Annotated in this window: 27 protein-coding genes; 12 read left to right on the plus strand and 15 right to left on the minus strand. The window is 56.0% G+C overall.

Annotation, left to right across the window (positions count from 1 at the left end; genetic code table 11):
* Window positions 1-11: 11 nt before the first annotated feature.
* Complete coding sequence (locus tag ACLI1L_RS03745) at window positions 12-1,304, plus strand: deoxyguanosinetriphosphate triphosphohydrolase (RefSeq protein WP_411708076.1); 1,293 nt, start codon at window positions 12-14, stop codon at window positions 1,302-1,304.
* 156 nt (window positions 1,305-1,460) lie between these two features.
* On the opposite strand, the gene ACLI1L_RS03750 is transcribed toward ACLI1L_RS03745, so the two are convergent.
* Together ACLI1L_RS03750 and ACLI1L_RS03755 are read right to left on the minus strand one after the other, a co-directional pair.
* On the minus strand, window positions 1,461-1,694 hold the full coding sequence (locus tag ACLI1L_RS03750) for a hypothetical protein (protein ID WP_411708077.1): 234 nt from the start codon (window positions 1,692-1,694) through the stop codon (window positions 1,461-1,463).
* 2 nt (window positions 1,695-1,696) lie between these two features.
* Window positions 1,697-2,158: a ribonuclease domain-containing protein gene (locus ACLI1L_RS03755; protein ID WP_301715932.1), complete on the minus strand. Its 462-nt coding sequence runs from the start codon at window positions 2,156-2,158 to the stop codon at window positions 1,697-1,699.
* Window positions 2,159-2,369: 211 nt separating this feature from the next.
* Here ACLI1L_RS03755 and dnaG point away from each other — a divergent pair, with 211 nt between their 5' ends.
* Window positions 2,370-4,292, plus strand: a complete 1,923-nt coding sequence (gene dnaG / locus ACLI1L_RS03760) for a DNA primase (protein ID WP_411708078.1) — start codon at window positions 2,370-2,372, stop codon at window positions 4,290-4,292.
* Between the two features lie 66 nt (window positions 4,293-4,358).
* Here the strand turns inward: dnaG and ACLI1L_RS03765 are convergent, their stop codons facing one another.
* Window positions 4,359-4,640, minus strand: a complete 282-nt coding sequence (locus ACLI1L_RS03765; RefSeq protein WP_394285827.1) for a hypothetical protein — start codon at window positions 4,638-4,640, stop codon at window positions 4,359-4,361.
* Window positions 4,641-5,074: 434 nt separating this feature from the next.
* Between ACLI1L_RS03765 and ACLI1L_RS03770 the strand changes: the two genes are divergently transcribed.
* The 3 genes from ACLI1L_RS03770 (at window position 5,075) to ACLI1L_RS03780 (ending at window position 8,344) form a co-directional block, all read left to right on the plus strand.
* A complete protein-coding gene (locus tag ACLI1L_RS03770) occupies window positions 5,075-6,355 on the plus strand; it encodes an acid phosphatase (RefSeq protein WP_411708079.1) in 1,281 nt (426 codons plus the stop codon).
* Between the two features lie 103 nt (window positions 6,356-6,458).
* Entirely contained in the window at window positions 6,459-7,640 is a 1,182-nt protein-coding gene (gene wecB, locus ACLI1L_RS03775) for a non-hydrolyzing UDP-N-acetylglucosamine 2-epimerase (RefSeq protein WP_411708080.1), read from the plus strand.
* Window positions 7,641-7,678: 38 nt separating this feature from the next.
* Window positions 7,679-8,344 (plus strand): DUF1707 domain-containing protein, encoded by a 666-nt coding sequence (locus tag ACLI1L_RS03780; protein ID WP_411708081.1) that lies wholly within the window; start codon window positions 7,679-7,681, stop codon window positions 8,342-8,344.
* Window positions 8,345-8,702: 358 nt separating this feature from the next.
* Here ACLI1L_RS03780 and ACLI1L_RS03785 read toward each other — a convergent pair whose 3' ends face one another.
* Window positions 8,703-9,413, minus strand: a complete 711-nt coding sequence (locus ACLI1L_RS03785; RefSeq protein ID WP_049160553.1) for an IS6 family transposase — start codon at window positions 9,411-9,413, stop codon at window positions 8,703-8,705.
* A 41-nt stretch (window positions 9,414-9,454) separates the two neighbouring features.
* Here ACLI1L_RS03785 and ACLI1L_RS03790 point away from each other — a divergent pair, with 41 nt between their 5' ends.
* On the plus strand, window positions 9,455-9,655 hold the full coding sequence (locus ACLI1L_RS03790) for a helix-turn-helix domain-containing protein (protein WP_411708082.1): 201 nt from the start codon (window positions 9,455-9,457) through the stop codon (window positions 9,653-9,655).
* A gap of 1,203 nt (window positions 9,656-10,858) precedes the next feature.
* Here the strand turns inward: ACLI1L_RS03790 and ACLI1L_RS03795 are convergent.
* On the minus strand, window positions 10,859-11,266 hold the full coding sequence (locus tag ACLI1L_RS03795) for a hypothetical protein (RefSeq protein WP_411708083.1): 408 nt from the start codon (window positions 11,264-11,266) through the stop codon (window positions 10,859-10,861).
* Between the two features lie 155 nt (window positions 11,267-11,421).
* On the opposite strand from ACLI1L_RS03795, the gene ACLI1L_RS03800 reads away from it, so the two are divergent.
* Window positions 11,422-12,638 (plus strand): IS3 family transposase gene (locus ACLI1L_RS03800; protein WP_411708084.1). Its coding sequence is split into 2 segments (ribosomal slippage): window positions 11,422-11,683 and window positions 11,683-12,638, totalling 1,218 coding nucleotides; the frame shifts between segments, so codons are not numbered across the junction.
* Between the two features lie 231 nt (window positions 12,639-12,869).
* Window positions 12,870-14,086 (plus strand): IS3 family transposase gene (locus tag ACLI1L_RS03805; RefSeq protein WP_411708085.1). Its coding sequence is split into 2 segments (ribosomal slippage): window positions 12,870-13,131 and window positions 13,131-14,086, totalling 1,218 coding nucleotides; the frame shifts between segments, so codons are not numbered across the junction.
* Between the two features lie 438 nt (window positions 14,087-14,524).
* Here the strand turns inward: ACLI1L_RS03805 and ACLI1L_RS03810 are convergent.
* Window positions 14,525-14,812 carry a hypothetical protein gene (locus tag ACLI1L_RS03810; RefSeq protein WP_411708086.1) on the minus strand — a complete coding sequence of 96 codons (288 nt, stop codon included), beginning with the start codon at window positions 14,810-14,812 and terminating at the stop codon, window positions 14,525-14,527.
* Between ACLI1L_RS03810 and ACLI1L_RS03815 the strand changes: the two genes are divergently transcribed.
* Window positions 14,789-15,499, plus strand: a complete 711-nt coding sequence (locus ACLI1L_RS03815; RefSeq protein ID WP_411708087.1) for an IS6-like element ISCef5 family transposase — start codon at window positions 14,789-14,791, stop codon at window positions 15,497-15,499. The two genes, ACLI1L_RS03810 and ACLI1L_RS03815, sit on opposite strands and share 24 nt — an antisense overlap.
* Window positions 15,500-15,521: 22 nt before the next feature.
* On the opposite strand, the gene ACLI1L_RS03820 is transcribed toward ACLI1L_RS03815, so the two are convergent.
* From ACLI1L_RS03820 to ACLI1L_RS03855, 8 genes are all read right to left on the minus strand, one after another.
* Entirely contained in the window at window positions 15,522-15,743 is a 222-nt protein-coding gene (locus ACLI1L_RS03820; RefSeq protein ID WP_411708088.1) for a hypothetical protein, read from the minus strand.
* Window positions 15,736-16,089 carry a hypothetical protein gene (locus tag ACLI1L_RS03825; RefSeq protein ID WP_411708089.1) on the minus strand — a complete coding sequence of 118 codons (354 nt, stop codon included), beginning with the start codon at window positions 16,087-16,089 and terminating at the stop codon, window positions 15,736-15,738. The genes ACLI1L_RS03820 and ACLI1L_RS03825 overlap by 8 nt, the downstream gene beginning before the upstream one ends.
* On the minus strand, window positions 16,086-16,316 hold the full coding sequence (locus tag ACLI1L_RS03830; RefSeq protein WP_039676313.1) for a helix-turn-helix domain-containing protein: 231 nt from the start codon (window positions 16,314-16,316) through the stop codon (window positions 16,086-16,088). Before ACLI1L_RS03830 ends, ACLI1L_RS03825 begins: the two co-directional genes overlap by 4 nt.
* A 405-nt stretch (window positions 16,317-16,721) precedes the next feature.
* Window positions 16,722-17,822, minus strand: a complete 1,101-nt coding sequence (locus tag ACLI1L_RS03835; RefSeq protein WP_411708090.1) for a tyrosine-type recombinase/integrase — start codon at window positions 17,820-17,822, stop codon at window positions 16,722-16,724.
* Between the two features lie 133 nt (window positions 17,823-17,955).
* Window positions 17,956-18,195 (minus strand): KRAB domain-containing protein, encoded by a 240-nt coding sequence (locus ACLI1L_RS03840; RefSeq protein WP_411708091.1) that lies wholly within the window; start codon window positions 18,193-18,195, stop codon window positions 17,956-17,958.
* Between the two features lie 35 nt (window positions 18,196-18,230).
* The gene (locus ACLI1L_RS03845) at window positions 18,231-18,668 is read right to left on the minus strand and encodes a hypothetical protein (protein WP_411708092.1); all 438 of its coding nucleotides are present in this window, start codon (window positions 18,666-18,668) and stop codon (window positions 18,231-18,233) included.
* A complete protein-coding gene (locus ACLI1L_RS03850) occupies window positions 18,665-19,042 on the minus strand; it encodes an ImmA/IrrE family metallo-endopeptidase (RefSeq protein ID WP_411708093.1) in 378 nt (125 codons plus the stop codon). Before ACLI1L_RS03850 ends, ACLI1L_RS03845 begins: the two co-directional genes overlap by 4 nt.
* A complete protein-coding gene (locus ACLI1L_RS03855; protein ID WP_411708094.1) occupies window positions 19,035-19,529 on the minus strand; it encodes a hypothetical protein in 495 nt (164 codons plus the stop codon). The genes ACLI1L_RS03850 and ACLI1L_RS03855 overlap by 8 nt, the downstream gene beginning before the upstream one ends.
* A gap of 388 nt (window positions 19,530-19,917) precedes the next feature.
* Here ACLI1L_RS03855 and ACLI1L_RS03860 point away from each other — a divergent pair, with 388 nt between their 5' ends.
* Window positions 19,918-21,417 (plus strand): integrase core domain-containing protein, encoded by a 1,500-nt coding sequence (locus ACLI1L_RS03860; protein WP_411707371.1) that lies wholly within the window; start codon window positions 19,918-19,920, stop codon window positions 21,415-21,417.
* Between the two features lie 116 nt (window positions 21,418-21,533).
* Complete coding sequence (locus ACLI1L_RS03865) at window positions 21,534-21,707, plus strand: helix-turn-helix domain-containing protein (protein ID WP_411708095.1); 174 nt, start codon at window positions 21,534-21,536, stop codon at window positions 21,705-21,707.
* 108 nt (window positions 21,708-21,815) lie between these two features.
* Here ACLI1L_RS03865 and ACLI1L_RS03870 read toward each other — a convergent pair whose 3' ends face one another.
* Window positions 21,816-22,091, minus strand: coding sequence for a hypothetical protein (locus tag ACLI1L_RS03870; RefSeq protein WP_411708096.1), 276 nt, complete (start codon window positions 22,089-22,091; stop codon window positions 21,816-21,818).
* 103 nt (window positions 22,092-22,194) lie between these two features.
* On the opposite strand from ACLI1L_RS03870, the gene ACLI1L_RS03875 reads away from it, so the two are divergent.
* A complete protein-coding gene (locus ACLI1L_RS03875; RefSeq protein ID WP_411708097.1) occupies window positions 22,195-22,491 on the plus strand; it encodes a hypothetical protein in 297 nt (98 codons plus the stop codon).
* The last annotated feature ends 3 nt before the right edge of the window (window positions 22,492-22,494 follow it).

The raw sequence follows: 22,494 nt of genomic DNA on the forward strand, positions 1-22,494 counted from the left end.
AAACTTGGGGCGTGTCCTATTCTTATTCCACGCCCGACTTCGCCCGCTTGGCCGATGAAAAGCCGAAGGGCTCAGCCTTCCATTCCGTGGAAGAACATCGCGGCGTCTTTGCCCGCGACCGCGCCCGTGTGCTGCACTCGGCAGCCCTGCGGCGCTTGGCCGATAAAACTCAGGTCGTCGGTCCGCGCGATGGCGATACTCCACGCACCCGCCTGACCCACTCCCTGGAGGTGGGCCAAATTGCGCGGAGCATCGGTGCTGGACTCGGACTCGACCCTGACCTATGCGATATGGCGGGGCTTACCCATGACATCGGCCACCCACCCTATGGGCACAATGGCGAAAATGCGCTCAACGAGGTTGCCCTCAACGGCTTTGAAGGCAACGCGCAGACCCTGCGCATCCTCACTCGCCTAGAACCCAAGGTCATCGTGGACGATGCCAGCGGCGTGCCGCAAAGCTTCGGCCTCAACCTCACCCGCGCCGCCCTCGACGGTGCCTGCAAATACCCCTGGACCAAGACCAATCCCGATGGCAGCACCAACCGCAAATACGGCGCCTATGACGAGGACGCGGGTCTGCTCGAGTGGCTGCGCGAGGGCCATAGCGATAATCGAAAATGCATCGAAGCCCAGGTCATGGACTGGTCCGATGACATCGCCTACTCCGTGCATGACGTGGAAGACGGCATTATTTCCCGGCGCATCTCCCTTAATGTGCTCTGGGATCTAGTTGAGCTAGCCCAGCTGGCAGAAAAGGGCGCTAAGGCCTTTGGCGGCACGGCCGACGAGCTTTTAGAGGCGGCTGATAGCCTGCGCAACTTAAGCGTCATCAATGCCGTCGGCGATTTTGATTACTCCTTGCGCGACTATGCCAACCTGAAGAAGATGACCTCTGAGCTCGTGGGCCGTTATGTCGGCGCGACCGTCGGCGCCACCAGCGAGGCCAATGCCGAGCTCATCGCCTCCAATACCCTTGGCCGCATGCATGGCGACCTCGTTGTGCCCAAGCAAGCCGAGGCCGAGGTCAAGCTGCTTAAAACCATCGCGGTCCTCTACGTCATGGACGAGCCCGCCCACCTTGCCCGCCAGGACCGTCAACGCGAGCGCATCTACCGCGTCTACGATTACCTCGTCGCCGGCGCCCCTGGTTCTTTGGATGCCACCTTTCGGCTGTGGTGGGAGCAAGCCGAAACCGACGCCGCCCGCGACCGCGCCATCATCGACCAAATTGCGTCTATGACCGAATCGCGCCTCGAGCGCCTGGCCCGCCGGAGTGCGGAGCTGTCTGGGTTCCTCAGCTAAACCTGGCTTACCCACCACCGCGCTAGAGTTAGGTCGAGACTCATCAGGCCGATCTGAGCGCGAAAAGGCCGAATTGAGAGCTCAAAACCCTCAATTCGGCCTCATATCTATGGACCTAACGCCTCAGCTCCCGCTCCAGCCCCAGGGCCCGAGTCGCTAGCGCACCAACGCGACACCTTGGTCCTCGAGCACGCTAGCTACCGCCGCTAGGTCCTCGCCTTCGATATCCATATTGGAGGCAACGATGACGCTGGTGCGCTGCTCGCGTAGGAAATCCGCTAGGTCATCGAGGTTGCGCGGGCCGCAGTCTTCGCAGCCGCGGGTGCGGCCGAGTGCGTTAAAGAAGTCCGCGCGAGTGCGGATGCGTTCAGTGATGAGGATGCGTCGCATGATTACTCCTCTGCGTCCGGGATAGAACAGAAGCTTTCATAGTGGTCATCGGTGTAGTACCACACGTCTGGGTCGGTCTCGCTGCCGCCACCGGTGATGATGCGGCGGGCACCGCGGTTGTGGCTGCCTGGGGTTTCTACCGTGTATTCGCGGTAGTAATTCTTGTCCTGCTGAGGCAGCCGGCCCTCGTAATTGCCAAAGCGGGCGTTGTCATTATCCGGGTAGTCGTAGGGGCCACCGGCCAAGATATCGTCCGCGGTGTCTTTGGCCTCGGCGGGTAGGGAAGACATCGTGCAGGTATCGGCGTCGCCAGTCGCGGCCGCTTGTGTCGACTCAGAAGTGGAGGAAGCAGCGGAATCACCATCGCCGCCGAGGTCGAAACCGAAATAGCTTGCTACGACGACAAGCGCAAGGCCACCGAGGGCAACAGGGAGCGATTTCTTGGACGCTTTGGACTTGGGCATACCTTTATTGTTGCAGGTGCGGCGCTAAAAGTGGAAATCGGCCCGAGACAATGGTGAGGTCAAAAATTGCCCCGTCACGGGGGTAGGTAACAGTATGTGGAAAGCACCCCAACAGAGGGTAATTTGCGTCCAAACTGTGAACCCTGTTCAACGTCACCATCCTGCCCTAGGCAGTTAAGCGTTCCCACCGCGCGCGGGGTAGTCTGTACGCATGGCAAAAGGCAGAATTCCGGACAGCGACATCCAAGCTATCCGTGAACGCGCGCCTTTAGAAGAGATCGTCGGCGAGTACGTGCAGCTCAAGCCCGCCGGGCACGATTCCCTCAAGGGCCTTAGCCCTTTCAAGGATGAAAAGACCCCGTCTTTTCACGTGCGCCCGCAGCGCGGCTACTACCACTGCTTTTCCACCGGCAAGGGTGGCGATGTATTCAGCTTCCTGATGGAAATGGAGCAGGTCTCCTTCCCAGAAGCCGTTGAAGCAGTAGCGCAGAAGATCGGCTATCACATCAACTACCAGGGCGGTTCTACGGGCGCGCGCAATGAGAAGCCGGGCACGCGGCAGCGCCTCATCGCTGCCAATAAGGCCGCCCACGAGTTTTACCGCCAGCAGTTGGAGACCCCACAAGCGGCTACAGCTCGCGATTTCCTGCTGGATCGCGGCTTTTCCCGCGAGGTCATCTATGACTTCGAGTGCGGCTATGCCCCAGAGGGATGGGATACGGCCACCAAGCACCTGCTGCGCCTAGGCTTTTCTTTTGAAGAACTAGAGGCAGCTGGCATTTCCAAGATAGGCAAGCGTGGTCCCATCGACCGCTTCCATCGTCGCTTGCTGTGGCCGATTAAGGACCTTTCCGGCAACGTCATTGGCTTTGGTGCGCGCAAGCTTTTCGACGACGACAAGCTCGGCAAGTACATGAACACCTCTGAGACCATGCTCTACCGCAAGTCCAAGGTGCTCTTTGGCCTCGATTTGGCCAAGCGCAATATCGCCGAAAACCACCAGGCCGTAGTGGTGGAAGGCTACACGGATGTCATGGCTATGTATGCCGCAGGCGTCAAGACCGCAGTTGCTTCCTGTGGCACCGCCTTTGGCGGCGAGCACCTCCAAGTGCTGCGCCGGCTCATGCTGGATGATTCCTACTTCAATGGCGAGCTCATTTATACCTTCGACGGCGATGAGGCAGGGCAGAAGGCCGCCATGCGCGCCTTTGACGGCGAGCAAAAGTTCACCGGTCAGTCCTTTGTCTCCGTAGCGCCCGACGGCATGGATCCGTGTGATCTGCGCCTGCAGAAAGGCGACGCCGCCGTGCGCGAGCTCATCGCGGACCGCATCCCCATGTTCGAGTTCGTTATCCAGTCCGTCATCGCGGAATACAGCATTGACAGCGCCGAGGGGCGTTTGCAGGCCCTGCGCCGCGCGGTACCCGTGGTCGCACAGATCCGTGATCAACCTTTGCAGCGTGAATATGCCCGCCGTCTAGCAGGTTGGGTGGGCTGGCCGGATCCGGAAGAGGTTCTCCGACAGGTCCGCGCGGAGGCACGCAAACCCAAAAAGGCCGAAAAGCCCACCATTCGTCGTTTCGACAATGCGAAGCAGCAGCCGGCGCAGCAGGACGTGCCGATGATCCATCCGCCGAGCCCGAAGGAGACCCACCTGTGGCCCCAGCGCGAGGCCCTCAAGCTGGCCTTGCAGATGCCGCAGGTGGCAGGTTCCTATTTCGATGGCATTACTGCCGACGCCTATACCAACGACGCCTACCGCCTCGTCCGGGAAGCCATTTCTACTGTGGGTGGCGCAGCTCAGGGCGCCACCATGCCGGCCGTGGAGTGGATCGCCGCGGTGGCCGGCGAAATGCAGGACCTTACCGGCCGCAACTTTGTCTCGGAGCTTGCCGTAGAGGCCATTTTGCCCACCGACGTCGGCCCCGAAAAATACGCCGACTCCGTGCTCTCCCGATTGCAAGAGACGGTGGTGGGCGACCAAATCGCCCAGCTGAAGGCTCGTCTTGGCCGCATGCGTCCCTCCGATGATGAAGCTAGCTATAACTCGCTTTTTGCTGACCTCGTCGCTCTGGAACAGGCCCGCCGCGAGCTCAATGACCGCGCCTTCCGCGGCACGCCTCCCCAAGGCTAAAAATATCCCCTTGCGATGCCACCGATGCAGGCGCGCAGCAAGGGGAGGGAAGAGGCTTAAACCAATCTAGTCCTCATCGGGTTCATAAATGCGGTCCACGTTGTCTACCTGGGAACCGCGCAGCCGGCCTTTGCCCTTGCGCTTGGAAGATAGATCGCGAACCTCGCGCATGCGCGGTTCCGGGTCCAAGCGATTGGCTACTGCCTTGCGTGCAGAAGTGACGGCGGACTTGGTCACGGGGGAGTTGACGGCCTTCTCGTAGGCGCCCTTGATCTGGTGGTAGCGCTTGCGGCCTGCTTTGGTGCCAAAAACGTATCCTGCTGCGGCGCCGAAGACGAATTGGATCATTATTTAGCGTGTCCCCTTATTCCAGTACGAGTAAAAGTTCTCCACTAGCCTACCGTGAAGGCCCGTCGCTCGCTGCTAGCCACCGTTAAGGGGTACAGCTCGTCTTGCTGTAGAAAATCTCTTTTCATTACCGGGAATACGCGCTAATTTAAAGAGGTGGCAATAAATACGCGTAGGGATTCGGCCGCGGCCTCAGCAGTAGCGCTGGCCGCGCTAGTTACCGCGAGCATTTCCGCGGAATCGAGTAGCCAGCACGCAGAGGCTGCGACTGCGCATGAAGCCTCAGCGTGGTCCGAGGATTACTAGATAGAACCGGGGGAAGGTTCACTCACCGCCCCAGCTTTGTGCACGCGGGTTTAGCGTCACGTTCACCTAGTTGTAACTTTAGCTAGATATTATGCGTGGGAATTCGTTACTAGTTAAAGGTTTCCACGTTGAACTATCGGAATAATCTCCGCCCGGCAGTTCGCGCACTCGCCTTGTGCGCGGCCGCCGGACTGACCATAACGCTGACACCGGCTGCCAGCGCCGCCCTCCCCGTGGCCGTACCGCAGCTCCGCGAGCCTGTTACCCAGCAGGCCACCGGCGCTCCTCCGGTACAGCATCCCGGAGCACCGGTTCCGGAGCCATTTAGCACGGATCATATTGCAGGGTTTCAATCCGATGTTTCCTCGTATCAATTCGGCAACTACTGGCAGGTAGTCCAGCTCTTTGACCACATTAAGACCCAGCCAGACATCCGCCAGGAAAATATGGATAAGGCCGTGGCCATTAATAACGCCGCGGCAGGGGACCAAGCCCTTATTCAGCGAGCGCAGTCCGACGCCAAGGCCAGCTCTACTAGCGTGCTCAACGCGGTGTCTGATGCCATGGGCAAGAATCTTGGCGAGGCCTTCCGTGCTTCGCTTGCCGAGCACCGCCTGCCCAAAACCGAGTACCTCCTGGGCAATGGGTACGCCGCTCGTGCAGGTGGGCTAGCCAATTCCACCATGTCAGAGAAGTACTACTTCAACTATCAGCGCCCTTACCAGCGCGCGCCGCAGGCGATTAAGCGCTATGACGACGGTTCCAAGGATCTTTATCCCACCTCGCCAGCCTTCCCTTCGGGCCACACCAATCAGGCAACGTGGATCACCACGCTGATGGCTTTCATGCTGCCAGAGGTAGGCCCACAACTCATGCTGCGCGGCGCTGAGGCCGGCAACCACCGGGTGGTCCTCGGTGTGCATTACCCATTGGATGTCATCGGTGGGCGAATGACCGGCCAGGCCGCCGCAGCAGACCGCCTCAACGACAAGCGCATGCGCCATGCCCTATGGGAAGCCTCGATGGAAGTGCGCCAAGAAATCAAGTGGCGCACCGGTAAGTCGGTTGAGGAACTTGCGGCCCAGGATAGGGCAGAGGGTACCGACTATCGGTCCACGGAGGATGCGGTAGAACAATACTCCACATTCATGGACTATGACTTCGCCCCGCGCTACCGCACCGACGCCCCGATGGTCGTCCCGCAGGCCGCTCCAGTGCTGCTAGCAGCGTCCCACCCAGAACTAACCTGGGATCAGCGCGCCGAGGTGCTCCGCCAGACTGCCCGCCCAGCCGGCAACCCATTGGACTGGCAAGCAGAGGGAGGCTCGTGGCAACGCCTCGATCTAGCCCGCGCCATGGCGGCCAAGGTGACCATCGCCCCAGACGGCGGCGTGAGCGTCAGCGGGTAGCAGGTTCTAAACCCTAAGTAGCCCTAAAACCTGAGCGGGGGTACAGGTCTCCCGTACATGGTTCAATGAAGAAGTATCTCCATCACTCTAAAGGAAGAGAATAATGACTAAGCCCAAAATCATGACCATTTACGGCACCCGACCGGAGGCCATCAAGGTCGCCCCTGTGATCAAGGCGCTGGATAATGATGAGCGCTTCGAATCCATCCCGGTTTCTACGGGCCAGCACAAAGAGATGCTGGAGCAGGTCAACACCATGTTTGGCATTACCCCGAAGCATGATTTGGGGCTTATGAAGCCGGGCCAGGGACTCAATGAAATTGTATCCCGCGCCATTGCTGGATTGGACTCCATTATTGAGGAAGAAAACCCGGACGTCATCATCTCCCAGGGCGATACCTCCACCGCTATGGCTGCAGCGCTCGCCGGTTTCCACCGCGGGGTAAAGATCGTTCACCTCGAAGCCGGTTTGCGTACCGGCGATATCCATTCGCCGTTCCCAGAAGAAGCTAACCGTAAGCTCATCGGCCAGGTAGCCGAGCTGCACCTGGCTCCAACCGCAGGCTCGATGGAGAACCTGCGTCGTGAGAATGTGCGTTCCAAGGACATCGTGGTCACCGGTAATACCGTCATTGACGCTCTGCTGGAAGCAGCATCGTGGGATACGAAGTTCGCGGACCCTGCCCTGCAGGAAGTCGCAGACTCCGATAAACGCCTCGTGGTGGTTACGACCCACCGCCGCGAGAACCTTGAGGCGATGAAGGAAATTGGTGGGGCAGTTAAGGACTTGGCAGAAGCCTACCCTGAGATTAACTTCGCACTGCCGCTGCACCTCAACCCCAAGGTGCGCCAGGCTGTTCTGCCAGAGGTCGAGCACCTGCCGAATATCATCATCACGGATCCGCTGCCTTATGACCAGTTCACGCAGCTACAAAACCGTGCCACCATCATCCTGACTGACTCCGGCGGAGTCCAGGAGGAGGCACCAGCATTGGGCAAGCCGGTGCTAGTCATGCGCCAGAACACTGAGCGCCCCGAAGCTGTTGTCGCCGGCACGGTTAAGCTGGTGGGCACTAATCGCGAGCTCATTGTGGCAGAGGCAAAGCTTTTGCTTTCCGACGCCGCCGCATTCGACGCCATGGCCAACGCCGTCAACCCTTATGGCGATGGTAAGGGCGCGCAGCGCGCTATTGCGGCTATCGCAGAGTTGACCGGGGTAGGCGAGCGCGTAGAAGATTTTCTGCCGGAGGTCGATTCCTCTAAGGGGCCCCAAGGCGAGGAATAACTCGCACGCCTGCCGGAGAAAGCGGATATACTAAAGGTATGAAACCGCTGGATATCCGCTGTAACCACCAGGAACGCACGAAGGCTGCAGACATCTTAGGAGATGCGCTTTCGGCAGGGCAGATTGACCTCGATGATTTTGAAAAGCGTTCGGCCGCCTGCGTAAATGCAACGACCCGCACTGAGCTCATCGAACCGCTGGCTGACCTAGTAGAGGACCCAGAAGTTCTCCTATTCGGGCAGGAACGAAAACTCGCAAAGGCCTATGCGGGCCAGCAAGAATCTAAAGCCATCGCCAAGGTGGAGCAGGCCATCCGCCAGGTGCAGCCGAGCGTGCAGGAGACCCGCTCTCTTGCGGTGGGGATTTTCGGCGGGTCCACTGTCAGCGGTGGGGCAGTAGCTCGTTCCCTGACAGCCCTCGGCTTTTTCGGCGGCGTGGACATTGATCTCACGGGTGTTGCCTTGCACAGTCGTACTACCACCATCGAAGCGGTGGGCGTCTTTGGTGGCGTCGATGTTTATATCCCCGAAGGCTTCCGCGTCCACGTCAGCGGCATTGGCCTTTTTGGCGGGCATGACCTCAAGGTAGAAAACGGCGCCATCCACCCGAATGATCTGCCAGTGGACGCGCCAGAAATCAACGTCAATTGCTATAGCCTCTTCGGCGGCGTAGACGTTCACGTGGGGCGCCGATACGGTGGTTAAAGAGGACGATAGGAGCTCGAGGGAAGTATCTTGATTAGGGCTTGGCCTCAGACGCGGTCACAGCACTGTTCCGGACCCACAAGGAGCAATTAAACTGCTCGGTGCGCTCTACACATCGAGAAGCCGGTCTAGCGCGGGGACAATGGTACAGCCACTCGCGCCGGGGGTTAGCCGCACGGGACCGCTGCCTCCTGCAAGGCAGCAGGGTGTACCAAGGCACATGGGCTTCCGGCTTCAACTGGGAAAGGCCTGAAGCCGAGATCTACAGGGCATTCTGTAAGGTGCTGTTGCAAAGTTGGGCGGAGAGCCGAGACGACCCAGTTTCTCATTTCCTGATGGCCGCTGCGTGCCGGCGTTCTCAGGCCGTCTCGAAGACCCGGTTGACGATCACCGCGTCCGGATTGGGGTGCCCATAAGCAAACATCGTGCCCTGACCTTTCCGTAATGAATGCATCGCTTCCATCCCTTTCAACGTCCGGTAGGCGGAAATTCGGTTTTTGAACGCCCCCTTCGGTCCCAGGATTCTTTTAAGTCGGCCATGATCTCCCTCGAGAACGTTGTTCAGGTATTTCACCTGCCGGTGCTCCACCATCTGAGGGCAGATTCCCTCCGCCTTCAGCTCGGATATTGCCTTGGCCAGAGCTGGTGCCTTGTCGGTGTTGATGACCCGCGGGGACCCGGCTGTCGTATTCGATCGCAGCGTCTTGGCCAGGAAACGCTTGGCCGCAGCCACATTCCGTTTTGGTGAGAGGTAGAAGTCTAAGGTCTGCCCACCGGCGGTAATAGCCCGGTAGAGATAGCACCACGTGCCGCCGACCCGGATATAGGTCTCATCCACCCGCCAGGACTGGGCCTGCCAGTCGGGTACCTGCCGGTACCAGCGAGTGCGCTTATCCAGCTCAGGGGCGTATTTCTGCACCCAGCGGTAGATCGTGGTGTGATCGACTGGCACACCCCGCTCGGTCATCATTTCTTCGAGGTCGCGGTAGCTCACGCCGTAGCGGCAGTACCACCGCACCGCCCACAGGATGATGTCACGGGGGAAATGCCGACCGGAGAAGATGCCCATGGCTCTGATTATTTCACGCCGGTCTTTCTACTGCCCCAACTTTGCAACAGCACCAGGAAAAAGGGCTATCACAAGAAAGTCTTGCTCACCTTTCAGGACTACATCGGACATATGTCAGCTCAATTGAGCGAGGAGAGCGGAATCTCTCAGTGCTTAATTTGCTCACCCTGACAACGGTTCTAGAAGTAGATGCAGCCACAATCATCGCTAACCTCAAGCGGGCACCGAAAAATAACATCTAGACCATATGCGGGCTCCATCCCGGGCGATAAAACCTAATTCGCTTCCCCGAGGAGGAAATCGAGCACTAACAGATATTCTTCAAGGCAGAAATTGCCGGCTTCGTAGAAGTAGGAATCTTCTCCTGGTATCTATATTTGCTGGAGCAAGACGTGTCTGTTAGCCACCGCTAGTTGGCGACGATAGTGACGTTTTCCTCAGGGGACTCTAGGTAATCCCACATGAGTAGGTGCTGTAGAGCGCGGTTATAGCGATGGAGCGGGGTATGGTCCGGATAGGTCTACCAAAAAGTAGCAGGTTCAAGGTCTTGATGTCGGACTGAATGTCAGCTTTAGTGCGCTTAGCGGCGTTTGGGGCGCAAGGCGAGTAATGAGGGATTGTGATGGGTTGTTTGGTGGCAACCAAATCTATTGATTTGGGCGGCAGCCCAACGAGCCGCAAGGCGAGGCGGGAGCATAAACCGTAACCCGTACTGAACGGTTTTGTTGGTTGATCGGCTGGGGATATAGATCTACAGGAATATAGTTATAAGCCACCTGGGAAAATAGGTAAACCAGCAGGTAAACCCCTGTGGATAACTAGAAAGATGATGGTAGATCAGCGCAGTCTGAGCTGGGCTTTTAATTTGTGATGGTAGATCAGCGCAAGCTGTTTTGGGGCAAAAAGAAAGCGCCCCGGAGGGCGCTAGTCTTCTGTGTTCGCTTTAGTCGAGTTCGGGGCGAGGTGGCTTCTGTTGAATTGATGGGGCGGTTTTAGTGACTGTCGCACCGTTCGTGTCTGCTGTAATGCCGGCGTTGGGCCATGCGGTAGTGAGCTCAAGAATGGATTTCTTTATTTCATTACAGAAGTTTCTTCGTGCGTACCAGAGAGCCTCCTGCCGCTGCAACAGCTAGCGTAGCTACTAGCGCGGGAAAATACACATCCTGTGTGAGTAAAAAATCATGTACAAAGATTGCGATGCTAAAGCAGAGTCCAATCCACATTGTGAATAAACCAAACCGGCGTATTCCCCGTTGCTGAGCTTTTCGATCTAATCTTTGTCTCTCTGGAAGGAGAACAAGCAGCAAGGCACCAATGACTGCGATTCCAATACTCAAAGGAAGTTGGCGAAAAAACGCGAAAACACATGTTAGTGCTGACACTATTATGCCGAGTTCTATTCGAGTGACGTGCATGATCTCTTTTCCAAAATTAAGCACTTGCTTTTAGCACTGGCTGCCCACAAGAGCGAAGAAAGCATCGACTCCATAAGCCCAAATAGCGGCGGCTAGTGCTGCCCCTGCAGGTCCCTCGGCTGCGATTATTCCCGCTGCTGCTGTCCAACCGACATGATGAATTATTCCTACTGCCCAAAGTAGCATCGCACAAGGCACCGAGGACCAATTAAAATATGGAGTAACAACAGGTTTTCCCTGTTCCGAATTTCCTCGCGTATTTGGAATCTTAAATGCTTGTTCATTGTTGTTTTCATCGATTACGGTCGCTGTGCCTGCAGCTTTATCAACCGTGACTTGATATTGATGATCTGGGGTCGATACTTGGAATTGACTTCCTGAAAGCCTTTGAATCTTAGAGCCTTCGGAAAATAAAGTATCTTCAGAATTCTTGGGCACAGATTGATGCTTTGACTAAGCTGTCATAGGAGCCGGTGTCGCGTGAGCCTCTACGCCGGTAAAACTAAGGAGTGCGGCAACCAAAAATGCCACGGTGAGGTTACCCTCGTTTAGTGGACACCCTATTTGTACGGATCCTGTGTCCGTAGGAGAGGATGTTCATTGTGAGTCAACAGCGCAAGAAGTACACGCCGGAGTACCGGCGTGAAGCCGCGAACTTGGTAATCGAGTCAGAGCGCCCGATCGCTCATGTGGCTAAGGAGATTGGCGTCTCCGCCGGGCTTTTAGGCCGGTGGGTCAAACTCGAGCGTGAACGCCGAGGGGCCTCGGATGGGATGAGTGAGGCGGATCTTCGTGCTGAGAATGCTCGTCTGCGCCGTGAGTTGGCGGAAGCCAAGATGGATAATGAGTTTTTGTCAAAAGCGACAGCCTTCTTCGCCGCGAAGCAACGCGAGCAGAAAAGTTCGAATTGATGCAGCAGGAGAAGGCAAACTACAGCATCAAACGCATGGCACGGCTATTAAAAGTGTCTCGGTCTGGATACTACAAATGGGCTGATACGCAGCAGAAACGACTATCCGGAAAAGATAATCGTGCAACATTTTACGATGACGTTGACCGCAAGATTCATCAGATCTGGAAAGACTCCGATGAGGTTTATGGTGCTCCCCGGATCACCGCAGAACTTACCGAGCGTTACCGGATCACCCTGAATCGCAAGACTGTGGCTAAGCGGATGCGCATGATGGGCATTGAAGGGATTTCACCGCGTGCCTTTGTCCCGGTGACAACGATTCAAGCTAAGCGTCAGTCGAGTCTTCCTGACCTGGTCAAGCGCGTGTTTGATACTGGTGATCTCAACCGAGTGTGGATGTCGGATATTACCTACCTACGCACCAGCGAGGGATGGTTGTACTTGTGTGCGGTCCGCGACGGCCATTCCCGCAGGGTGCTGGGCTGGGCGATGGATAGCGTTCAAGATACATGCCTGGTCGAACGGGCCCTGCGGATGGCATATACACTGCGCGGTGACGTTCCTGATGGGCTGGTGTTCCACGCTGACCGCGGAACGCAATTTACCAGCGAGAAGCTCTGGGAAGTCTGCCATAACCTGGGCATTGCTCAGTCTGTGGGGCGTACTGGTGTGTGCTTTGATAACGCGATGGCTGAGTCGTTCTGGTCGACGCTTAAAACCGAGTTCTACGACCGTAAGCGTTGGCCTACCCGCGATGCTGCGCGCAAGGCCGTTGCCTACTGGATGGAAGTCGTTTACAACCGTCGGCGCCGGCACTCTGCACTAGGGATGGTCAGTCCCGTCGACTTCGAAAACCACATTGGTCTAACCACCAGTAGAAAAGAAATAGCTGCCTAAGCACTAGGTAGCCCCACTACGTGTCCACGAATTGCGGTCAACCCCAACGGTTTTTCTCATTGTTTTCCTTTCTAAAGGTGGTGTCCACAAACATTTTTGATTTTAGATCTAGTTAGGAAAGATAAGAAGAGAGCAAACTTACAATGTGATAATGAACTAAATTCAGAGTTTTGAGGTTACCCTCGTTTAGTGGACACCCTATTTGTACGGATCCTGTGTCCGTAGGAGAGGATGTTCATTGTGAGTCAACAGCGCAAGAAGTACACGCCGGAGTACCGGCGTGAAGCCGCGAACCTTGTAATCGAGTCAGAGCGCCCGATCGCTCATGTGGCTAAGGAGATTGGCGTCTCCGCCGGGCTTTTAGGCCGGTGGGTCAAACTCGAGCGTGAACGCCGAGGGGCCTCGGATGGGATGAGTGAGGCGGATCTTCGTGCTGAGAATGCTCGTCTGCGCCGTGAGTTGGCGGAAGCCAAGATGGATAATGAGTTTTTGTCAAAAGCGACAGCCTTCTTCGCCGCGAAGCAACGCGAGCAGAAAAGTTCGAATTGATGCAGCAGGAGAAGGCAAACTACAGCATCAAACGCATGGCACGGCTATTAAAAGTGTCTCGGTCTGGATACTACAAATGGGCTGATACGCAGCAGAAACGACTATCCGGAAAAGATAATCGTGCAACATTTTACGATGACGTTGACCGCAAGATTCATCAGATCTGGAAAGACTCCGATGAGGTTTATGGTGCTCCCCGGATCACCGCAGAACTTACCGAGCGTTACCGGATCACCCTGAATCGCAAGACTGTGGCTAAGCGGATGCGCATGATGGGCATTGAAGGGATTTCACCGCGTGCCTTTGTCCCGGTGACAACGATTCAATCCAAGCGTAAGTCAGCTCTTCCTGACCTGGTCAAGCGCATGTTTGATACTGGTGAGCTCAACCGAGTGTGGATGTCGGATATTACCTACCTACGCACCAGCGAGGGATGGTTGTACTTGTGTGCGGTCCGCGACGGCCATTCCCGCAGGGTGCTGGGATGGGCAATGGATAGCGTTCAAGATACATGCCTGGTCGAACGGGCCCTGCGGATGGCACATACACTGCGCGGTGACGTTCCTAATGGGCTGGTGTTCCACGCTGACCGCGGAACGCAATTTACCAGCGAGAAGCTCTGGGAAGTCTGCCATAACCTGGGCATTGCTCAGTCTGTGGGGCGTACTGGTGTGTGCTTTGATAACGCGATGGCTGAGTCGTTCTGGTCGACGCTTAAAACCGAGTTCTACGACCGCAAGCGTTGGCCTACCCGCGATGCTGCGCGCAAGGCCGTTGCCTACTGGATGGAAGTCGTTTACAACCGTCGGCGCCGGCACTCTGCACTAGGGATGGTCAGTCCCGTCGACTTCGAAAACCACATTGGTCTAACCACCAGTAGAAAAGAAATAGCTGCCTAAGCACTAGGTAGCCCCACTACGTGTCCACGAATTGCGGTCAACCCCAGTTTTTACACTGTTGAGTTGCCAGTTACTGAGAGCTGTTTATTTGGGTGAGTACTTTTAGGTTTTAAGTAGGGAAGTTTCATATCACGGGTGGGGCGTTTGGTGGCAACCAAATCTATTGATTTGGGCGGCAGCCCAACGAGCCGCCAGGCGAGGCGGGAGCCTAAACCATAACCCACAAGATGACGTTTTGTTGGTTGATCGGCTGGGGATATAGATCTACAGGGATATAGTTATAAGCCACCTGGGAAAATAGAGAAACCCGCAGGTAAACCCCTGTGGGTAACTAGCCCTTTAACGGTAAATATGCGCAGCCGTAACGGTAAATATGCGCAGCTTGCTTTTGGGGTAAAAAGAAAGCGCCCTGGAGGGCGCTAGTCTTCCGCATTCGGTTTAATCGAGTTCGGGGCGCGGTGGCTTCTGCTGAACTGATGGAGCAGTCCTCGTGACTGTCACTCCGTCCGTGTTGGCTTCAATGCCTGCTTCTGGCCACAGGGAAGAAATTTCGGCTATTGATTTCTTTATCTCAGTTCTAAAGTGGGCCAAATCGTTTGATGTCTTCAATTCTTTGGTGGCGAAGTTGGCGGCGATCATATCCCAGGTGGTGCTGTTGCAAAGTTCGGGCGACAGGAAGACCTGCGTGAAATAATCACAGCCATGGGCATCTTCTCCGGTCGTCATTTCCCCCGTGAAATCATCCTGTGGGCGGTCCGGTGGTACTGCCGCTACGGGCTCAGCTACCGCGATCTGGAAGAAATGATGACCGAACGCGGCGTACCGGTCGATCACAGCACCATCTACCGCTGGGTCCAGAAATATGCTCCTGAGCTGGACAAGCAGACCCGGTGGTACCGACAAGTCCCGGATTGGCAGGCCCGGTCCTGGCGGGTGGACGAGACCTATATCCGGGTCGGGGGAAAGTGGTGCTACCTCTATCGGGCCATCACCGCGGGCGGGCATACCCTGGATTTTTACCTGTCCCCAAAGCGTAACGTCGCCGCAGCGAAGCGTTTCCTGGCCAAGACCCTGAGGTCGAACACGATAACCGGGTTCCCGCGGGTGATCAACACCGATAAAGCACCCTCCCTGGCCAGGGCAATCGCCGAGTTGAGGTCAGAGGGAATCTGCCCGCAGACCGTGGAACACCGGCAGGTGAAATACCTCAATAACGTCATTGAAGGAGATCATGGGCGGCTGAAACGGATCCTCGGACCGAAGGGGGCGTTCAAAAACCAGACCTCGGCGTACCGGACGTTGAAAGGGATGGAAGCGATGCACTCATTACGGAAAGGCCAGGGCGCGATGTTTGCCTACGGGCAACCGAACCCGGATGCGGTGATCGTCAGCCGGGTGTTCGAGGCTGCCTGAGAACGCCGACCCGCAGCGAGCATCAGAGGATGAAGACTGGGTCGTCACGGCTCTCCGCCTGAAGTTTGCAACAGCACCCATCGTCGTAACTCTTAAACTCAGTATCAAAGCCAAGATCGAGGCGCACCTCATCGCCAGCCATCGCGCGAACGCTAGGCAGATCACCGAACTCGACAGTCGCGGAATCAGCAGCGCCAGCAGAGCCGGTTCCAGATTGACTGACCGGACGTGTCCGGTCAGTCAATCCGCCCGCCCGTAGGGGTATATTGGCCGGATTCTGTTCGAACAGTTTGACCTGCGGGTTTGCGGTCAATGTTCGAATACCCTACGTCATCACTCATTTGAGTGATGACGAGATTCGCGTCACTTTCACCCTCGCGCCAAGCATCAACACGGTGCAAAACGGCGGCCAGATCGGTCAAATCCCCGCGTTGATCTGACGCGAAATCGACCAACGTTACAGACCAGCCGAGCGCATCGTTTTCAATCTGCTGATACCGCTGCAAGACACCATCAGATAGACTGGAGGGTTGAACTGCGATGTTCCAGTCCTCGTTGCAACTACCAGCGGGGGCTGTTCCCATGCTCATTGGGCATCACCCGCCACGGAGACGGAGTCGCCGTAAATTACCCGTGCTAGCTCAAGGGCGGAAATACGCAGCGTTTTACCATTGCCGCGCGAGCCAGGGACAGCCTGCAGCTCACCACGTGAGAGCATCCTATCGAGTGTGCGACGGGACACACCAGCACGTTCACAGAACTCACCTGCGGTATACGTGCGCAGGAGATCGTTCCTATCCAAAACGATTTCTGACATGCGAGAACCTCGAAGAAGTTAGTTATCCTTCGAGGCCTCACCACGCACCACGCATCTCAGCGTCTAGCGGCACAAGGCTTACTGTTCTGACAGTAGAGACCCAGACGGCCAGTTAATCACCAACGCGACAACATCACGCTGTTAACGTCTGCAAGCCGATTACCCCTGTTGAAGTCTTGGGCGAATTTTCGTATGTCATCAGTGTACCGACAGTGCCGATCAATGTCAATGGTGAACGGCGAGAATCAACCTTCGAACCATCAAGTAGCACGTTTGTAGCACGCAATACAACGATGACACTCGGAACAAGTAAAAAACCCACCGTTACCAGTGGGTTTGTGTTGCTCCTCCAACTGGGCTCGAACCAGTGACCTAAACGCCATTTAACCTGCATAAACACCCTTATTAAGCCCCTGCCCACGACAATCCCACGACATTTGAAATCTTTTCCTCCACAGCACTACCCACCGCCTCCAGGTCCTCATCGAAGAGCTCCGCGTAGGTGTCTAATGTCATCGCAGCCGAAGAATGCCCGAGTTGTCTTTGCACAACCTTCACATTCGCCCCGGCGGAAATCATCAACCCTGCCGCCACGTGCCTAAGCCCGTGTGGGGTGACTCGCGGGAAATCCGGGTACTTATCCATGCAGCGGTCTAGCGCGTTGTAGTACCACTTGCCATGCGTTGGTGGTTTCATTGGTGTGCCGTCACGACGCGGCCACAACAACTCGTCTGGGCCTTTGCCTTCCATCACTGGGACTAGCATCCGCATTACGGACACGGGTACGGACACTTCCCGCACCTCATGGGTTTTAGGTGTTCCGATAATGACTTCACTGCCCACGGTGACTGCGTTTCGCTCGATGTTGATGCGGTTCCGTAGCACGTTCACGTCTCGTACCCTGAGTGCTGCTGCTTCACCCCACCTAAGGCCCACGGTGCCAAGAAGCCACACCAGTTCCTTATAGCGGGTGCATTCACCCACAAGCAGGCTTAGTTGCTCCGCCGTCAGGTACACCTTCCTGGCCGCACCCTTACGTGGTAGTTTCACACCTCGCGCTGGGTTCTCACGCACCGCCTTATCCATTACTGCGAGGTCAAGAATCTGCGCCAGCACCGCATGAGCTTGCCTGACTAGCGATGCTGACCTACCCAGGCTAGATACCCACGCCTGAACCTCCGAAGGTTTAATGCCGGCCACCTGCCGCCCGCCCCACTTTGGTTCCACGTGGTTGCGCCAGACTGCTAGCATGTCATGTCGTGTTTTAGGTTTCAGGTGGGTGAGGTTTGCTTCCCACGGTATGGCGACTTCTCCGACGGTGACTTTGCCAGCATTGGGGTCTATCCAGTCGCCGGTGCGTATGGTGGTGGCGTTTTTATCCGCCCAGGCTTGGGCCTCATTCTTGGTTCGGAATCCCTGCTTAGTCTTGTTCTTCCCGGCCGGGTCGCGGTATTGTACGCGCCACGCCCGACCTTTAGCTGTCTTGTACGGCTTAATGCTTGCCACTATGCTTTCTCCTTGTTAGCCAGGGCTGAAAGAACGCCCCGGGCGACAACTCCAAACCCGCTTGGGTTTGCGATTCCTAATCCCGCCCTTGGTGCTGCACTTCCACATGTCGAGCGCCAGGGGCGGGTTTGTCTTATTCGTCCGTATCGTAGGCGTAGTTCTGCGCCAGGTTCTGAACGTTGTCCAGCATCACGTGCTGGCACAGCTTTCTTTGCTTAAGCTCTTGCCACTCTTCCTCGGTGACTGAGCCTTCTTCTTTCGCCCACCGCTTGTGCAGACGGTTTTCCAGTCGGGTTGTCTTGTTCTGGTAGGCGATGAGTTCCTTGTTCCGCTTTTCGTGTTGGGCCATGATTTCGTCGTTATTGCGAATCATGCTGCTGTCCTTTCGTTTTAGAAGGGGTGGTGTGGTTAGCGGGGAGATTTATCTACTTCCACGGTCGAATCTTCAATATCACCGGTATCGACCACGATGGTGCAGGCGTAATACTGGCGGACTGGAGTGCCGTAACCGTTTGGGAAATCCACTTCACCGTACGCCCGATATGTGCGAGGAATCTCGGTTATTGAGTCGGTCGACCAGATGTCTATTTCTTCCGGAAAGCTGACCCCACCCGGATATTTGGCATGTTCAATTACCTTTTCTCGACACTCTTCTAGCGCAGCTCTGTCGTCTTCCTTCTCGCTGACCTTTAAGATTCCCCAGATTGTCGCGGCGAACAAAGCAAGGATGGCGAGGAATATCGCTACCCAAAACCGCCAACGCTTATAGAGTGGTTTCTTCGGCTTCCCCGCGGCCGGAGCCGACGGGTGAGGGGGCTGTTGGGAGTAGGGGGATTGATTGGTCATGCTGCTTGTCTTTCGTAGAGAGATTGCCAGGTTTTTAGGACTTTGACCGTGACGCCTAGTTCGTGGGCTAGGACGTTGGGGTGTGGTCCGTAGATTGCTTCTGTGGTGGCGTAGTCTGCCGGGTTGATGAGGAGGCGGGCTGCGAACCTGTCGGCGCGTATTTCGTGGGCGCCGTGGTGGCCGGGCGGGTCACCATAATGCGCGTGGCCCAGCTCGTGGGCGAGAGAGCACAGGGTGGTTACATCGTCCATGCCTATCTGCACAGTGATTGCGTTCTGTGCGGGAACCCACGCCGCCTTTGGCCCGCCGCGGTGCCACCGGATTCGGTAGCCCCGCCGCTGCGCCACATCAATGAGGGCATCAGAGTTAATCAATCAAATCCTCACCTCGTCTCTCACGCTCGGCCTGCTCATTAGGTGACGAATCAGCGGCGTACTCGCCCGGGGCGTAATCAAACTCGCGGACAACACCATCATCGTCATCATGCAGTGAAGCAGACGGGCCGGACACGGGGGCACCCGCACGACGAGAAGCCAGCTCGTCTATCTCATTGGCGCGGGTAGCAGGGTTGAGCCGGCGTGCCAGCTCTATAGCTAGTTCTCCCTCATCGGCTGTAGACACGAGGGCCCCGTCGGAGTCGAGGAAATCAAGCACCTCTTGGTAGGGGATATACCCCAATTCGACTAAGGCGAGGGGGCGGTTGATTCCTAGTACCTCGCAGAGTGTGAGTAGGTCGTCTACTGGAAGCCCCTCGTTGAGACGTTTGTTGGCGGTCTTTCGGGTGACCTGGAGTACGTCTGCGATTCCTTGGTCTGTGATTCGGACATGCGATGTTTCGCTTAGCCACTGCTTGATATCCATGACTGTAACCCTAACACAGTGAGTAAAAAGTTACACACTGAATGGGTAATAACGTGCCCAAATGGTAATTCGCATTCCCCCATTCGTGTAATTACACTTGCCAGTTACTGGTGTGATGTGTAAATTGAGTTACACACCGACCGGATGAAAGGAGGAAATGGGAATGTTTCTACTCTCTCTAGACGAAATCGACCGAGTGAAGCGACTTCATCACATTACGTCCACCACGGGACTAGCTGAAAAGTGTGATGTCTATGGAGTTTTTGGACACGGAGTCTAATGGATTTTTGGACGGGGAGTCCAGATAGTTTTTGGTCACGGAGTCCAAAGACTTCCTTGTCGTGATGTCTCAAGACTTTTTGGACAGTCGGTGGGTTGGAATACCAAGATGGCTATTTCAACCCATCTCCGCAAGAAAATAGCGGACTTCGACCCAGTAAGAGACGGACGAACCGTCACCCAATTCTGCAAGGATATTGGCGTATCTCGCCAAACCTATGCCAACATCAAACGCCGCGTTGAACAACGCGGCCGTGCAGGCATCCTGCCTGACTCCACCGCCCCGCATTCCCCAGCCAGAATCTACGATGATCACCTTCGTCAGAAAGTCATCACAGCTCGATCAGTGCTCAAGGCCCAGGGACGTGACTATGGCCCGTGGTCAATCTATTACTACCTCATTGATGACCTTGGTTTAGAGCACCCACCGGCACGGTCTACGATTGCGCTTTGGCTCCACGAAGCTGGTGTTGCTGAGGCCAATGCCCGTAAACGTCCTCGTAAAAGCTATAAACTCTGGGCACGCGATAAGGTCGATGAGCTGTGGCAACTCGACGGGTTTGTCTACCGACTCTTTGACACTCCACATACCCAGATCACTATCTACCAGCTGGTTGATGATGCCAGCCGGTTTGATCTGGGCTCACAAGCCTTCGCCGCCAAAGAAAACGGATTCGATGCTCGCACTACCTTGGCCGCAGCAATAGAAACGTATGGTCGCCCGCAGGAACTTTTGACCGATAACGGTGAAGCTTTTGCCACCTATCACCGGGGCCGATTGTCCGATACCGAGCGCTGGCTCGCCGCCCAAGGTATCTGGTCCATTGCAGGTTTTGGCCCGCAAACCCAAGGCAAAGATGAACGCTCGCATCAAACCATGACCAAGTTTCTCGATGCACGCCAACCTACGACACTTCAGCACGTCCAACAGCTGTTGGACGACTACCGCGAGTTTTACAACACCAGGCGCCGCCATCAAGGCCTGTTAGTCGGCAAAATGCACATCACTCCAGCCCAAGCCCGTGAGCACTTCGCCCACGCTCAATCCCCAACACAACCCATTGACCCGGATATGCTGTGGGCCAAGATTGTGAAGTCATACCGGGATACACACTCAGAAAGCGCGATACACCACGAGCATCGTATCGAGAATGGGGTTAAAGAGGCGATGGCGCCGGTTGTGGGAGAAGTTGCAGCTTCTCCCACAACCATCGATGACGATAACGAACCAATCCAGCAAGAATCATCTCCTACCGTCAGTCCCACCGTAGACGGTCTATCCGCCCAGTCAAGCAACGCCTGGGGTATCCCCGACACACTGTGGATCAACAAAAGCGGAGTGGTGCGCATCCTGGGCTATGGATTCTATGTAGGACTCCGGTTTAAAAACCGGCTCATATACAGCCACGTTACCGATGACACCGCTGAGTTCTTCACTGATCATGATGGTGAAGCACTGTTTTCATTCCCACTGCCCATCAAGCTACTTGAGCGTCCAGCCGGCGGACAGATCAACATCGGGCATGTCGAAGGAATGTGGCACCGCCGACCACCAGAGATCAAACCAATCCTGTCGCGTCCGCGCCCGTCGAGACGAAAGAAACCATAACCGGTAAGACGAGCTAGAGACTGTCCAAAAACACCAAAGACTCCCTGCCCAAAAAGCAGGGAGACTCCACGTCCAAAAAGTCATTGGACTCCTAGCCCAAAAAGTTACTGGACTCCGTGTCCAAAAAGTCCATGGACATAACAGGACTAGCTGAAAAGACCAACCTAAACCGCAAGACCTGGACTACCGCGATAAACACTCGCAAACCCACGGTCTCCGTCCTAGAAGCGCTAGCAACACTCGGAGCTAACCCCTCCAAAATCCTCGTTGCAGAAGAACTAGCCGCATAAGAAAAGGAAAGCTCATGTCACAGGAAAACAGGGAAACCTCCGGCGCTGCAACGCCAGAGGCAACCTTCAAGGCCCAGATGGACGATCTGATTGTCGCTCAAGAGGAATTTAATCGAGCTTTCTCTCAATGTCGACAATCCGAGCCTCTAACACCCCAAGGGCATACTGCATCTGATTTAGGGCTTGAAAAATCAGCACTCGGTCATCGCTTGCGGCAGTGGCTGGAGATAGCCGTTCAGCGAGGGCTTCGATTTGCTCGGATACGGAAGTCGAAAACTTCCGAGTAACAGACAGTTCTTCCGGTAGAGAATCAGCACCATTCGCGAATGTTGCTGCCACGCCTTTTATCGAAGCTCTCAGGGTTTTGAACTCGTCATTCATCATTTTTCACCTCACTTTCCAGGGCTAGTTGCCCCGAATTAAGTGAAGCACATAAAAACCCCGCACGAGGGCGGGGCAGCAAAGAAACTAATTAGGAGTTTAGCACATGGAAACCACGCACCCTGCGGAGGCCGCGTACATGGCCGCGATTCGCGCCGGGACGGATTGGTATTCGGCGGCGGATAAAGCAGTAGCCGAATTAGCGAAGACGCGCCGGCCGTTTACGGCTGATGATGTTCGCGCCGCCTGCGGCATGGAACCGGATAGCCCAAACGCGTGGGGTGGCCTGTTCCGTTACTGGAAATGCCGGGGTCTTATCCACCATGTGGGGTTTACCCGGTCGCGTGGGAAAGCGCGTAACGCCTCCGTCGTGGGCGTATGGCAAGGAAACGACATCGCCTAACTA

This window comes from Corynebacterium sp. LaCa117 (assembly GCF_046717765.1).
GTDB classification, from domain to species: domain Bacteria; phylum Actinomycetota; class Actinomycetes; order Mycobacteriales; family Mycobacteriaceae; genus Corynebacterium; species Corynebacterium kefirresidentii.